This window comes from Paenibacillus sp. JT22N1 (assembly GCF_059692155.1).
In genome coordinates, this window is record NZ_JCAUAW010000011.1 from 219,731 (window position 1) to 233,352 (window position 13,622).

Annotated in this window: 15 protein-coding genes; 11 read left to right on the forward strand and 4 right to left on the reverse strand. The window is 42.9% G+C overall.

Annotated features, from left to right (window positions below):
- Window positions 1–5: 5 nt before the first annotated feature.
- Window positions 6–611 (forward strand): hypothetical protein, encoded by a 606-nt coding sequence (locus AC58UU_RS21900; protein ID WP_497318832.1) that lies wholly within the window; start codon window positions 6–8, stop codon window positions 609–611.
- A gap of 72 nt (window positions 612–683) precedes the next feature.
- Window positions 684–1,487 carry a serine/threonine protein kinase gene (locus tag AC58UU_RS21905; RefSeq protein ID WP_497318833.1) on the forward strand — a complete coding sequence of 268 codons (804 nt, stop codon included), beginning with the start codon at window positions 684–686 and terminating at the stop codon, window positions 1,485–1,487.
- A 280-nt stretch (window positions 1,488–1,767) separates the two neighbouring features.
- On the opposite strand, the gene AC58UU_RS21910 is transcribed toward AC58UU_RS21905, so the two are convergent.
- Window positions 1,768–2,634: an EcsC family protein gene (locus tag AC58UU_RS21910; protein WP_497318835.1), complete on the reverse strand. Its 867-nt coding sequence runs from the start codon at window positions 2,632–2,634 to the stop codon at window positions 1,768–1,770.
- Between the two features lie 165 nt (window positions 2,635–2,799).
- Here AC58UU_RS21910 and AC58UU_RS21915 point away from each other — a divergent pair, with 165 nt between their 5' ends.
- From AC58UU_RS21915 to AC58UU_RS21925, 3 genes are read left to right on the forward strand one after another with little or no spacing between them, the layout of a single operon-like run.
- Window positions 2,800–3,189 carry a VOC family protein gene (locus tag AC58UU_RS21915; RefSeq protein ID WP_497318836.1) on the forward strand — a complete coding sequence of 130 codons (390 nt, stop codon included), beginning with the start codon at window positions 2,800–2,802 and terminating at the stop codon, window positions 3,187–3,189.
- A 50-nt stretch (window positions 3,190–3,239) separates the two neighbouring features.
- Window positions 3,240–3,719 carry a DinB family protein gene (locus AC58UU_RS21920; RefSeq protein ID WP_497318969.1) on the forward strand — a complete coding sequence of 160 codons (480 nt, stop codon included), beginning with the start codon at window positions 3,240–3,242 and terminating at the stop codon, window positions 3,717–3,719.
- Between the two features lie 18 nt (window positions 3,720–3,737).
- Window positions 3,738–4,124, forward strand: coding sequence for a VOC family protein (locus tag AC58UU_RS21925; protein ID WP_497318838.1), 387 nt, complete (start codon window positions 3,738–3,740; stop codon window positions 4,122–4,124).
- Between the two features lie 112 nt (window positions 4,125–4,236).
- Here AC58UU_RS21925 and AC58UU_RS21930 read toward each other — a convergent pair whose 3' ends face one another.
- Together AC58UU_RS21930 and AC58UU_RS21935 are read right to left on the reverse strand one after the other, a co-directional pair.
- Window positions 4,237–5,043 (reverse strand): hypothetical protein, encoded by an 807-nt coding sequence (locus tag AC58UU_RS21930; RefSeq protein WP_497318839.1) that lies wholly within the window; start codon window positions 5,041–5,043, stop codon window positions 4,237–4,239.
- Between the two features lie 149 nt (window positions 5,044–5,192).
- Window positions 5,193–6,365, reverse strand: a complete 1,173-nt coding sequence (locus AC58UU_RS21935; protein ID WP_497318840.1) for a CapA family protein — start codon at window positions 6,363–6,365, stop codon at window positions 5,193–5,195.
- Window positions 6,366–6,516: 151 nt separating this feature from the next.
- Here AC58UU_RS21935 and AC58UU_RS21940 point away from each other — a divergent pair, with 151 nt between their 5' ends.
- The 6 genes from AC58UU_RS21940 (at window position 6,517) to AC58UU_RS21965 (ending at window position 12,285) form a co-directional block, all read left to right on the forward strand.
- Entirely contained in the window at window positions 6,517–6,834 is a 318-nt protein-coding gene (locus AC58UU_RS21940) for a hypothetical protein (protein ID WP_497318841.1), read from the forward strand.
- 117 nt (window positions 6,835–6,951) lie between these two features.
- Entirely contained in the window at window positions 6,952–7,164 is a 213-nt protein-coding gene (locus tag AC58UU_RS21945; protein ID WP_497318842.1) for a hypothetical protein, read from the forward strand.
- 540 nt (window positions 7,165–7,704) lie between these two features.
- Complete coding sequence (locus tag AC58UU_RS21950) at window positions 7,705–9,006, forward strand: hypothetical protein (RefSeq protein ID WP_497318843.1); 1,302 nt, start codon at window positions 7,705–7,707, stop codon at window positions 9,004–9,006.
- A 522-nt stretch (window positions 9,007–9,528) separates the two neighbouring features.
- The gene (locus tag AC58UU_RS21955; protein ID WP_497318844.1) at window positions 9,529–10,434 is read left to right on the forward strand and encodes an RNA polymerase sigma-70 factor; all 906 of its coding nucleotides are present in this window, start codon (window positions 9,529–9,531) and stop codon (window positions 10,432–10,434) included.
- Window positions 10,435–10,937: 503 nt separating this feature from the next.
- Window positions 10,938–11,417 carry a carboxymuconolactone decarboxylase family protein gene (locus tag AC58UU_RS21960; protein WP_497318846.1) on the forward strand — a complete coding sequence of 160 codons (480 nt, stop codon included), beginning with the start codon at window positions 10,938–10,940 and terminating at the stop codon, window positions 11,415–11,417.
- A 28-nt stretch (window positions 11,418–11,445) separates the two neighbouring features.
- A complete protein-coding gene (locus AC58UU_RS21965) occupies window positions 11,446–12,285 on the forward strand; it encodes an SDR family oxidoreductase (RefSeq protein ID WP_497318847.1) in 840 nt (279 codons plus the stop codon).
- A 326-nt stretch (window positions 12,286–12,611) separates the two neighbouring features.
- Here the strand turns inward: AC58UU_RS21965 and AC58UU_RS21970 are convergent, their stop codons facing one another.
- A complete protein-coding gene (locus AC58UU_RS21970; protein WP_497318849.1) occupies window positions 12,612–13,532 on the reverse strand; it encodes an AraC family transcriptional regulator in 921 nt (306 codons plus the stop codon).
- Window positions 13,533–13,622 lie beyond the last annotated feature (90 nt).

Below are 13,622 nucleotides of genomic sequence, written 5' to 3' on the forward strand. Positions count from 1 at the left end.
GGACAATGATGAAACGGATGCCATTTGAACGTCCAACCGAACATTATGATAAACGAATTTTTAATATTGATGAGCAAATTTGTGCGTTGCTAAAACAACGGAAGGAAATTTCGGGGAATAATCCAGGTTTTCCACCTTTTGAGTATATCTCTAAATGGGCAAGTTCTTTTGGACTCTACGAGGATTTCTTGGAAGCAGTATTTGGATCTTTGAGAAGTGAAGAACATTTTAAACCTATGGTTGAACCATCTGGATTCAGAAAGCATATTCCTGTATTAAAATCAATTGAAAAAGGTGCTATTTTTTATTCGGTAACCTCTATACGACAATATAACAATGCAAGTGTAATAACTTTTAGTATAGATTGGGACATGACAACTGACCTTCCAGCAAATCCGCATAAACACAGTCATTTTGAGTTGTATTTAGGAGAAAAATACGACTGCCGAATGGCTAATGGTGGAAGTACATCAGGACATTCGTCCTATAACTACGTAGTATCTCCGCCGCTAACTGACGATATTTCAGGAATTGAATTAATGTTCAAGGAATATAGTGCTCCCTTTAAGAACAGACCGACAGGTATAGAAATAGTTTTTCGGGTGGAATGAATTTGTTTGATGGCCTACACGGCATTCCAAAATTGCTCAAAAAAAATGTAGCAGGAAGGAGGGTTCTTAACCGTGTTGGCCTATTTGAAACGAGTATATGAAGCATGGATCGACTATCCTTTAAGCTTAGGTAAGGTGATTCGAGATCAATATCAGATTGAACGTTTCCTGGGGATGGGAAGCTATGGTTTAACATACTTATGTCAGGATAGGAAGTCCGGTCAGGAAGTCGTCGCTAAGCTAGCAAAACCGAGTAAGGGTCGCTTGGGTCAAAACCTTTTGCGCCGGGAAATAGAGATTATGAGTCAGTTAGAACATCCCTCTATTCCAAGGTGCTACACATCTTTCGAAGAATCTAATCGATTGTACATGATAACCGAATATATAAAAGGTCGGACAGTGGAGGATTTAATTTTTGAACGGGGAGCTCAATTTGGAGAGAGGGATGCGCTTTGCCTTATACGCAGTTTACTGGATATCGTGCGCTTCATCCACGAGAAAGGCATCGTTCATTTGGATATTCGAATTCCTAATGTCCTTTTATACGGGGAACGTATGACCCTGATTGATTTTGGTTTAGCCGCCCGCTTAGGCGAGCCATCTCTGTTAGAAATTGGACCGAGTGAAGAGCTAATACGGAGAAGAACCGTAGCAATCACTTTAGATCTGTATGCAATCGGTCACTTTTTACTATTTATGCTCTATTCGACATTTGAATCGAACGATGGTCAGGAGGACTCCACAATTGGATGGGAGGAGGAACTGTCGGTAACAAGGCAGACGAAGCAAGTGATTCGTAAATTACTGCAAATCGATCCGCCGTATGTTAACGCGCAGTCATGTATCGAGGATCTGGACGTGCTATTAAAGGATTAAAAACAAAAAAGCCACTTTCGCGGCTTGGATTAGCTGGAGCTTCGATGACTATTTTTATAGTAGCGATGTCCTTGATGATTGTTTCCGTACCCCGCATGGTCACTTGAGGAGTATCGGCGATTATTATAGGCATTGTAATTAGAGCTACTATGCTGATAATGTCTGCGTCGTTTGGAATGGAAAAAAGATCCTAATAGTTTGCTAAATAAATATTTGAGCAACTTTCATTCCTCCTTCGACTTTTTCTTATTAGTACGAAAAGGTACTCCGATGGTTTCAGCTAGCCATCCCCTTGGGCGTGTAAACGTTCAAGAATACGTCGCTTGCGATACAGCATTTTCGCAGCATCGCCAACGTCCTTCAGCGTTCCGCGATTGATCCAAGCGCCAAAGAGGATTCCGGCAATAGGAATGAGTTGGAACAGCTTTTTCCAACCCCAATTATCGCGGTAAGTGGCGAATACCTCGCGCCATCCCTGAAGCTGAGAGATTATTTGTACATTCTTCTTATCCGTGGAGGCGTAGTCCGCAAGCTCTTCGAGAATGGCTTTTTTTCCGACAATGTCGGAGGACGAGAATTGCAGGCATTTGATCGTGAATATCCGCTCCTGCTTTTCTTTGGGATCATAACCATAGCAGATCGCAATTTCTTGAATGGTTTTCAAAGACAGGCCAAGAATGGCCGGAATATCGATGGCGAGTGTCAGAATCCCGCCAATACCAGTTGTTGCACCTTGAATGGTAGCCAGATTTGATCGATTTTGGACAATTTCATTAGCCGTTTGATCCATCACAAGAAGAGGTAATGTTCCTACCTTTTCTATCGTAAGCCCCTCTGTAAGATCTGTTAGGTCTCCCTCGACCCTATTGCGAAGATGCACATCTTCAATGTCCCGCAATGTTCCTTTTTCAGAAATAAGATAGCTGCCTCCTGCCTGCAAATAATTCCCAAGCTCGTCCAGTGCTTCACCTATTTTTTTATTCAAAAACTTCGGCGTTAATCGGTCCAACACTTGGAAAGGAAATCTTCCGATTTTTTCCCAAAACCATAGGTCTTTTTGTTCAGCTTCCCATGATTCTATCTCATGAATTGCTTGAAGCAGCTCATTTCTTGTTTCCGGAAGGTGAACATGCTCAGGGTTTTTCATGCATTCACAACTCCTTTCTTGATCGTATACGTTTAGAATCGCTTTTGGATGCAAGGGTTCTGAAATATTTTAATGGCACTTCATCTATAATCCATATTATGGTAACATTGAATTCACATGAAGTCAGAATTATTCAATAATACAAAACCATGAGGGAGAGGTTGTATGAGTCAAATAACCAGTAGTCCGATAACAAATCGAATTGGTGCTGTGTTTATTCATGTTAGTGATATGCCGAAAGCGATCAAATGGTATAGTGAGTTATTTGGATTGCCAGCACAATCAGCTAGTCATGAAGGGACAATTTATAGCTTACAAATGGATGGCGGTTCATCCTTGTTATTAGACAGTAATCATAAAGAAGACAAAAAAAATTCTTCTAAGACTCAATTGTTCTTTGAAACGAAAAACCTAGAGGAATCATATATTTTTGCTAAGGAAAAGGGAATTGAAATCATAACAGAAATTGAAGTACATGATAACATATCGTTCTTCACCTTCAGAGATCCTGACGACAATATACTAATGATATGTGAAGACAAAAGGGAGCTTTAATACGTCTGTTGCAGCACATTATACCTTTGGAGGTGGTAGTATTGACCAGTGTGAAGGAAGTATTACTTGATCAATTAGCTGCTTGTCATAATGATGAAAGTTGGTTTAAACCATCTAAAACGATTTTAAATGATGTATCTGTAAATGATGCCGTCTGGAAAGCAGAAGACCATCCGCATTCCATCTGGGAGATTGCGAACCATCTCATTTTCTGGAATGAAATGTGGCTAAATCGGTTTATTAATGATGATTTGCTTGAAAGTAATACAACGAACGATGAAACTTTTGAATTGGATCACCTGAAGCAGAATGAAGCAAGTTGGAATGAGACCATTCAGAAGTTAAGCAATGGATTTGTACACTGGCGAGAAGTTATTACGAACTGTGACGATACTAAGCTGGAAAAAAGAGTGCCAACCTACTCCAATGCTCAGTGGTGGGGTGTGATATCAAATTTGTGTATCCATAACGCATACCATATTGGGCAGATGATGCTATTGAAAAAGCAAGTTCAGAAATATCGATCGTAAATGGGAGTGGGGATATACGTGCGAGAAAATGGTGTAGTTTCGGTTAACTTGAAAGGACCGTCTATTGTTTTGCTTGTTGCTAATCTACAGGATTCAATTAATTATTACAAAGGAATAGGCTTCACTGAAGAAAATGTTGGTGGTCATATACATATGAACCATGGAACCGTGACATTTATTCTACACGAAGCAAAACAGATCAGCGATGTTCGACCAAATTCGACCGTTGAAGGAGGACTATATTTTGATGCCTTCTGCTATACGAGCCCAGTGGGATTGAAACATTTATATGAGGAATTTCTATCAAAAGGTGTGGAAATTGTTAATGGACCTCATTGGTCCGAAGGATGGAGTGAAATGACTATCCGTGATATTAATGGTTATTGCATCGCATTCGGTGCATAAAGACAAAAAGGACTTTAACTAACGAAAAGCTTTAACTTAATAATGACCGAGAACAAGGCTGCCTGTGTATCAGTAGCCTTTTCACTTCTTTTTGACAGTAATTGAGGTCATCTTATTTGATTAAAGTTAGCATCTGATAGACTTGGCGTTGATCACCTTTCAAACGGACATAGCGACATTGCAATTGAGAGGAACCATCTCCGTCCAAATAGATACCGTCTACCAGCCTTCGATCACTGAAGCTTTCGAGAATGGCTGCTCGGAATTCTCCAATCGTACAGTACGAAGGTGTTACAATCATATAAATGTTCTCTTGACTATCATAAACAACTGCTGTACGCATATGACCTTCGTTATAGGCTGGCATTTGCTCTAAAATCATATCACTCTCCCAGCCGAAGCTATCGTTAAGCTTCATGCTGACACCACCCTGTGCCCAATAACGCCGCTTATCTGTTACGGTCAGCTCACCGGCATGTGTGACTACTTGAATCGAGAAGTGTTTAGTGACGTCATCCCAAACAAGTGTTCCACGCTTTAAGTTAGTGTCAATGCCCGTGTTGTACCAGCCAGATCCGTAATCGCCAGGCATTCCTTTCAAAGGTTGGTCATTGATAACTGCAATACTTAGCAGAGCTCCTTCCCAGAAAAAGCCCCCATTAATACCGTAATAAGGAGTTTTCGTTACATTCATATCGATCGCCTGCAGTCGAACATTATCCGGAGTAGTCTGAATTGTATGCAAGACGACGCCATTGGAAGCCTTCTGTTTTTCATAGTGATAATTACGGGGATTCGCAATATCCTTTTGAATATATCCAATTAACGAGACAAGCAATGCGGTGGTAATGAAAATAAGAATTACATGGAAGCGATTGAATCTAGAAGGTAAGAATTTCGTTAATGTTGAATAATTCACAAGTACACTCCTTGTCGATTTTGTGTGATATATTTTACAACGTAATATGCTGTGGAGATAATGCGTAAAGGAAGACTAGGATAAGCTATTCTCTAAATCCCTCTAAATTCCTTTTATTCCTTTTTATAACTACATGTTTAAAAAGAACTTTATTTATTATTTGATTGTAGGCTTGCCATTCCTTCTTGCATTAGCACATTCGGTCCATCCAAGGTCACACCGTAGGAAATCGACTCCAGATATGTTTGCTGCTTTTTTACATACGCATCTCCCTTAGGAACAATTTGATTTTTCTCGATGTAATAAGGGTGAAAGGACATATCGATACGGTCGCCATTCAGCGTTAGGTAGAGTAGTCCCGTATCCGCCTTCGGACCGCTTACATAGTCAGGAAAGAGGAAATTGCCAATGGAATAAGCAATAGGCTTCCCTTTGTAAAACTCAAACCCTTGCAGCACATGCACATGACTGCCAACGATCGCATCAGCTCCAGCATCGATCATTTGGCGAGCGAAGTCGCGCTGCCACTTTTCCGGTTGGTTTTTCATTTCCACCCCCCAGTGGATGTAAGTCAACACATAATCGGCGTCCTCACGTTCATGGGCTATGGCATCCAGCACCGGTTTCCTATCGTAGGCTTGAGCGATCCCCGGCTTATTCGTCCCAGCAAACCAATCTCCTGTTGGTATGAAGCGAGAGAACGCTAGGAATTTCACCTTTTTCCCTTTTAGAATGATGCTCTTCGCGCTGTATGCTTCTTTGGCATTAAGACCGCCCCCCACATAGAGCAATCCCGCCTTGTCCAGGTTATCGAGTGTATCCAGGAAACCTTTCTGTAAAAAATCCATCGAATGATTATTGGCGACTGAAACCATGTCAAATCCTGCATTTTTTAGCCCTATAAGTGATTCCGGATTGGATTTGAAATTATAAATCTGATTGCTATCTTTGTCATTCTCAAGCGTAACTGCGCTTTCCAGATTGACGAATGCGAAGTCGCTTTTCTCTACTTCTTCTTTAATATGCACAAATGGAAAATCAGGGCCGTACTGGGCGATTGCTTCTTTAACAGACCAGTCAAACATAGCGTCTCCCGCATATAGGATCGTTATTGGTTCTTGCAAAAGGGGTTGAGGCTCTGGCGAAGCAATTGAAACTGGAAATAAAGTTGGAATTGGAGTAGACACCGGCACTTGTGATTCAGCAGGTGTTGTTAATAATTGGTCAGCAGTAGACTGTTCGGGAGACAATTCAATTTCACAACCGTACAGCAAAAATGCAGTTAACGCGGCTAAAAGGAAAGGCATATGCTTTCGGGACATTTAAACCCACTCCTTCAAACGAATCGATACATTTACTGTTATTTCTTATATATTAATAATTAGTAAATGCAGATGTTATCGAACGATGAATTGGTGAAAAATAAAAATCGGCGTAAAGTGCGGCGCGATTATTGATTGGGTTGATTTTTTAGTGATCAACGATATTCATTATGGTGCCGAACAGCAGATCGGAAATCAGTCAACGCAAAAGGGGAAGAAGCTGGGTGAAGTTCAATACCGTGTGGCCGATAATGTAACGTGCACCGACTACCTGACTAAGAATGGGGACGCTGCATTTTTACAGGAAGGAACGGAAATTTATGAAATCCAGGGATATTCAGAGAAGTTTCGTGTGATGGCAGGGGGTAAAGTATATCAAGTTACAGAAAACCATAAAGCCAAAACCATTGAAGACCTGTTGATCATGGTGGTGGGGATTGCAGCATTCCTAATGAGATGTACCGGATGAGCTTTAGATTTTGAACCTAATGACAAGGCTTACCGCTGGCAAAGTTACCAGTACCACTACCTAAAACAGGATAATCAAAATGAACGAGCTTATAGAATAGAAATCTCGGGAAATGTTTTGCCCTATTCACTACCAGATGTAATTGCTATGCAAGGTAAACCAAATACAGACAAATCAGATACTGATGGAAACCGTTATATTGTATATCTTATCGGCTATAATACATTGACCTTTCACGCGAAAACAAAAACATCTGCGATTCAGTATGCGTCCCTTAACACAAACTTGCCAGAAAAAGACTTTGAAAAATATCAACAAGACAAACCATAGATGAACGTTAAACTAGCGGAGAAACTAATAAGACGTTAGGTTCTTTTGAGGTAAATTCCGGGAAAAATTTTGCTATTCAAACAAAGCCCGAAGGGGATACCTATACAGTTGAAGTGACTCCATTTAAAATTTCACCTTATGACATATTCAAACTCAGTATCGAGCTGAAGGATACACAGTCGACAGCTAAATTGAAGACAAATTAATTGGAAAATGTACTTATAATAAAACATAACTATCCATTCTGAGCAGGGGACGCAATGGGAAATGTTTTGAATGAGATTTATAAATCGCTTAACAATGAAATTAAGATGCTTTAAATAAGCTTGGAAACAACCTATATAGATTAAAAGGAACAAACTAAGAAGTTGCAGATAACACAAATATATCCTTCGAAAATCGCTTGTTTAAAAGCGGTTTTTTTAAGTTGAAAAAAAAGGTAGTAATCACTGGGCAGGATAGTTACATAAAAAGGAAAATATAAACAAATAAAGAATTATAATAGTAAGGTAATTACCATTTTGAAGGAGGGGCTTTGGCATGGCAGGGGTGCGGCATCAGCCTCCCGAACGGGGCGCGGGGAAGAGTGAAAGCACGGGCAGTGAACGAACGGCCGGCGGGACGGCGCAGCAGGCCGCAACCTATGGCGACTGGATGCAGTTGCAGCGGACGGTGGGTAACCGGATGGTGGGGGAGCTGCTGCAGAGAGGCATGCGGATTTCCGCCGCTCCGCCGGCAGTAGGCGCTCAAAGAGCGCCAGGGCTGCCAACGAGCAAGGAACTGCACGATGAAGGTCTGAAGGCCGGCACGAAGGTGTTCGGCAAGACGTCGTGGGGCAATCTGGATGACGCGCTTGTCGCCTATGAGAAGCTGGGCGACACGGATTATCGGGCGCAGGAAGAGCGGATGCAGAAGATTGAAGCTATTATTGGCGATTGGCGGGCAAGCTACGACCTGAGAGCAAGCAAGGAGAAGCTGAAGAAGAAAGACCCGGCCAAGCTGGCCAAGGTAGAGCAAATTCTGGCCGACATCCGTAAGAGGCGGGGCGTAATTCAAGAGGTGGAGGTCCCTTCCACCGTCGGACGGGAGGGCCGCCGGCACGCAGAGGCGTTCCGCGGCGGCGAGAGGCTTGCTACTGTGCGAAAGGACGTGGAGAAGAAGGAAGTGAAAGCTGCCATCACCCTGAAGGATTATTTGCAAGGGCAGGGGTACAAGCTCGACCGCAACTATTTATCATGGGGCATGCGGGAAATGGCGCACGTGAGCTGGAAGGCACATGTAGGCTCCGGCGATGCCACACAGCGGCTGGCGATTGCGCAGGCGGTCAGTCCGTTGCTGATGTCTTGGAAGGTATCCCATAAGTTCGACTTCACCAACACTCAGAAGCCCATCGACAAATTCCTGACCGTGTATCCTCCGGACGCTGAGGAAGATTGGGAGTTACTCGTGAACATTCTGGAGACGGCGGTGGGTAGCTACGCCACAGTCGACGTCTCTGGCGATATGCCGGTTGGCGAAACCGGCAAGGTGAATATGCGTCACGGTCAGAACACGCCGCTTACGCTCGACATGCTTACAGGGCTCGATGTGAGAGAAGAGGGCAGCATCGGCCCGTACAAGCAATACGTCGGCAGTGCTGTGCAAGGTAGCGGCCTTCCGCTTTTGATAAACGACCAAACGATGTTTTTCAACAAGACCATGGAAGCTCCAGATCAGCTTAGCCCGCAATTCGTCTATATGGCGATTTTGGTGGACGGCCGAATCGTGCCTGACAAGCGGGAGGAGCCGAATCCGGCGAACGTGTCGCTGCCGCCCGGGATCAAAAAATTCGAGCGGCAATAAGCCGCAGTAGAGCGGATAAGGCTGGGCGCAGCGCGATGCCGCGGGCTAAACGGGCGTCGCGCCGCGCATCAGGAATGCTGATGAGCCGCCCTGGTTGAGGTAAATGACATGGAATGCTTCAAGCGGTCGGGTTCGGGTTGGATCACAGGACAAATCATCGGAGATATCGGCGGACTCGTAATCTCTTGATTATAGAATGCGAATATTAAAAAAAAGAGCAATAACTAGTGGAAAAGGCAGCCAGTTGAATTGGCTGTCTTTTCCACTAGTTATTGAGTTTATGATGAATAGATTTTCGTATCTTCTGATGAATTCAGAATTTTTGAGATTATGTCACACATTGACATCGCCAATTGTCTTATCAGTGATAACTACGATGAAGTTAAATAATGATTTCCAAACTGCAAATCCGAAAGCTTTTATTTTACCTAGATCATTTATTTCATAGAATGGACCATTTCGATTTGTTAAATAATAAGTAGATATGGGCGAGACTTTTCGAATTAAAGAAAGGCGGATAATATGCAAAGTTATACAATTGATCCATCAACTAATAACATTGAAGATTTGTATAAAACCTACAAACCTCATTTATTTTCAATTGCTTACCGTATGCTTGGCTCTAGATCAGATGCTGAGGATATGGTTCAAGATTTGTTTATAAGCATACATGGATTTCTAAATGACAATATTAATAATATCAAATCGTACTTAAGCAAAATGATGATCAATCGATGTTTGAACGAAATAAAATCTGCACGAAAAAAAAGAATAAGCTACGTAGGTAATTGGCTTCCAGAACCAACAGTGCAATTAAACGATCATAGTCCGTTAGATAGCGTTGAGCGTCATGATACGATTTCTTATGCCTTTCTTATTCTTATGGACAAACTTTCGCCATTGGAACGAGCTGTGTTTATCTTAAGAGAGGTCTTTGCATTTGAACATAGTGAAATTGGTGAAATGTTCAACAAATCTGAAGTCAATTGCCGTAAGATCTTCAGTCGTGTCAAGAAAAAAGTAGATTTGTCCTCCGAAAAAGATGAAATACTATCATCGCATCTTACAGAAGAGAAGGAATTGGTGACTCGCTTCATTTCTGCCCTTTCGAATGGTAACATTCAATCACTGGTGGACATGTTAACAGAGGATGTCATATTGATTGCCGACGGTGGAGGAAAAGTGTCCGCCGCAATCAATCCTATATATAGTAGAGAACGCGTGCTCGCGATATTGAACGCCCTTTCGTCGACTCGATTTCCCGAATCAAAGGCACAGCTGGTCGAGGTCAATGATCAACCAGGGATTTTGTTAACAAAAGAAGGCATTCCAACCGGGGTTATTTGTTTTGAGTGGGATGCCCAAACGATGACTATTCAACGAATTTACTTTATTGTGAATCCAGATAAATTACAACACTTAAACTGAATTCCTTGTGGTTTCTTGCAATTTCTTCGCATGAGCAGTGGAACTAAGTTGCTGGGGCTAATAAGCACAATGCAAAAAATAAGATTCGTCGGTGAGATATCGGCTATTATAGCGAATATTCACAACATAAAAAGCTGACCCAACTCTGACATTTTGCTAGAGGTTTGGTCAGTTTTTTTATACATTTGAATTGCTCAGATCGACTTGTTAAATAATGAAAAGATGATGTGTAGTTTTTTTAATTCCGGTGTGGCATTGGGGAGTTTGGAGAGACTGGCAACAGCATCATTCAACCATCTTGTACTTCTTGCTTGCTAATTTGTTCTATTTCTTCTTGACAAAAATTAACCTCTATAGCAGCATCAGCTAATTTCTATACCAGCAGTAATCGCTTTGATATATTTCGCTCGGGTTCCGATTGAATGATTAATTTAGGTTTTTATGTCACACATTGAAGTCGCCAATTGTCTTTATAGTGTCAAAAAAACAGGAGGTACACAGTTATGACACAACGGGTAAACTATATGCAGCAATCACCAGAGCTTTTCAAAAAAATGATGGAATTCAGCAATGCCGAGAAGGAAAGCGCAATTGAAGAGAAGATCCTTGATCTCGTTCACATCAGGGCTTCGCAAATGAATGGGTGCGGGTTCTGTCTGGATATGCACGTCAAGCAAGCAAAAATCAATGGCGAGAGCGAACTTCGCCTCTACCACATCTCGATTTGGCGTGAATCGACGCTGTTTGTTCCACGCGAACGGGCTGCACTGGCATGGACTGAGATCCTGACTAAGTCGCCTGAACAAGGCGTACCCGACGAATTGTACGATCGTGTTCGCAGACAGTTGTCTGAAAAAGAAATCTCGGATCTGACTTTCTCAATCATGGCGATTAATGCTTGGAATCGCATAAATGTAGCCTTCAAGACTGTACCGGGTTCGGCTGACGCAGCATTTGGATTGACGAAAGCTGGCCTGAGCTAATCAGTTACAAAAGCAACGTATAATTCGCGTGCCTTGCCGCGCGCTTATTAACCGGATCTTCATCTCTAGCACTTATATTTCAAGTTATAAACTAGGAGGAATTAATATGAAAATTGTAGTTATTGGTGGAAGTGGACTCATTGGATCAAAACTTGTAAACAACCTTCGTGAGCTTGGTCATGAGGCAGTGGCGGCATCACCTTCTTTAGGCGTCAACACGATCACTGGCGAGGGGCTCGCTGAAGCGCTTAGCGGCGCTCAGGTTGTCGTCGACGTTACAAACTCGCCTTCGTTTGAGGACCAGGCAGTTATGGAGTTCTTCGAGACATCGAATAAGAACCTTCTTGCTGCTGAAGCAGCCGCTGGAGTAAGTCATCACGTTGCGCTGTCGGTCGTTGGTACTGAACGCCTTCTCCAAAGTGGTTATTTCCGCGCGAAAATGGCCCAAGAAGAGCTAATCAAGACTTCCAAGATTCCCTATACGATCGTCCGCGCAACGCAGTTCTTCGAGTTCGTCGGCAGCATCGCCTATGTGGCTACAGAAGGGGAAACCGTTCGTTTGCCTTCCGCCCTAATGCAGCCTATCGTTTCGGATGATGTTGCAGCCGTGTTGGTCGATTTCACACTTGGGGCGCCAGTGAATGGCATTGTCGAGGTGGCTGGCCCAGAACAGATTCGTCTCGACGAACTCGTTCGGCAATTCTTGAGCGCAAATCAAGACACACGTCAGGTTGTCACAGACGCCAACGCGCTCTACTTCGGATCAGTAGAAGTAAATGATCAATCCCTCGTTCCCAGCGATAGCAACGCGCGCATCACTACGACACGTTTTCAGGATTGGCTCAGCCGCTCAGCATCTCAGGGGTAATTCAGCAATGCATGTTCGACGCCCAGAGTGTCATGTAGCGAAGCAGTTGCCCACGAGAATCAAGGTGTAAATGAAAAGGAGATCCGGTCGTTTACGGGTCTCCTTTTCATTGTTTCAGCTTTTCTGGAGGGATGCGTTAGCCGGATATACCGGGCATTTGAATCTATTTCACTATTTCTGAAGAAGGGGCAAAAGAACCCATATGCCATTGAAAAAGGTTCAAGAATATTTGAAACTCTCTGCTGAGAAAGATGATGAAGCATGTAACGAAAAAGGCGGTGTTTTTTTCATTCAAATGGCCAATGTCGGGTGACAAGTCAAGAGGATCATCTTACGTTTAGTCTTTGGTCATATTTTTCCTTCAGACGCTTAATGTCCGCTCTGGGAGGAGAACCAAACATACGAGAATATTCGCGGCTGAATTGGGATGCACTTTCATAACCTACCCGGAATGCGACATCAGCGGCATCCGCTGACTCGGATAATAATAGGCGCCGAGCTTCCTGCAATCGCAGCTGTTTTTGAAACTGAATAGGGCTCATAGCGGTTACTTCTTTGAAGTGTCTGTGAAACGAAGAAATACTCATACTAGCTATTTCTGCAAGCTCTTCAATTCGCAAAGGCTTATCACAGTCATTGATAATTTGTTCGATAGCTTCCCTGATTCGATAGATGCTGCTTCCTTCCATTGCGATTTGTGCCAGCGCAACTCCATACTGCCCTTGCAGAAGCCTGTATAGAATTTCCCTTGTGTAGATGGGAGCGAGGAACGGAATGTCTTTGGGATTGTCTAGCAAACGAGCTAATCTGAGTATCGCATCCAGTATAGGTAACTCTATCTGACCGACAAACATAGCTCGCTTAGCATTTTCTTTCGGGGTGATTTGAATGTCAGAGTTATTTAAAACCTCCAAAATTTGACTCTGTGTAAATTCAAGTTTGAAACTCAAATACGGGGCGTCGAAAGAAGCTTTTATGACCTGGCCGATCACCGGCAAGTTCATGGATGAAATAAGGTAGTCGGCAGGACCATATTCAAAACGCTCCTGTGCTAGCAATATCTCTTTCAAACCTTGAGCTATGAAACATAAGGAAGGCTTGTAAACTCTGTAGACTGGCTCGGTCACATTAGAGTAGCGAATAAGAAGTAAAGATGGGATTGCGGTCTTATAAACTCCGTCCTGACCCGAGTGACATTCAATCAGTTTGGCGAGTTCATATTGCTGTTTTAGTATTTCCTCCGACATAGGCTCCTCCTTGTGGTTTTATCTTTTTCAATTATAAGGCATATACGTCTGTAGCGTTAGTGGTAGTGAGAGGATTAGGCAATCATTTAA

Coding starts and splice junctions, on each gene's coding strand:
- AC58UU_RS21970 (WP_497318849.1), bottom strand. CDS start 13,532: ATGTCGGAGGAAATACTAAAACAGCAATATGAACTCGCCAAACTGATT.
- AC58UU_RS21915 (WP_497318836.1), top strand. CDS start 2,800: ATGAGTCAAATAACCAGTAGTCCGATAACAAATCGAATTGGTGCTGTG.
- AC58UU_RS21935 (WP_497318840.1), bottom strand. CDS start 6,365: ATGTCCCGAAAGCATATGCCTTTCCTTTTAGCCGCGTTAACTGCATTT.
- AC58UU_RS21955 (WP_497318844.1), top strand. CDS start 9,529: ATGCAAAGTTATACAATTGATCCATCAACTAATAACATTGAAGATTTG.
- AC58UU_RS21960 (WP_497318846.1), top strand. CDS start 10,938: ATGACACAACGGGTAAACTATATGCAGCAATCACCAGAGCTTTTCAAA.
- AC58UU_RS21950 (WP_497318843.1), top strand. CDS start 7,705: ATGGCAGGGGTGCGGCATCAGCCTCCCGAACGGGGCGCGGGGAAGAGT.
- AC58UU_RS21910 (WP_497318835.1), bottom strand. CDS start 2,634: ATGAAAAACCCTGAGCATGTTCACCTTCCGGAAACAAGAAATGAGCTG.
- AC58UU_RS21900 (WP_497318832.1), top strand. CDS start 6: ATGATGAAACGGATGCCATTTGAACGTCCAACCGAACATTATGATAAA.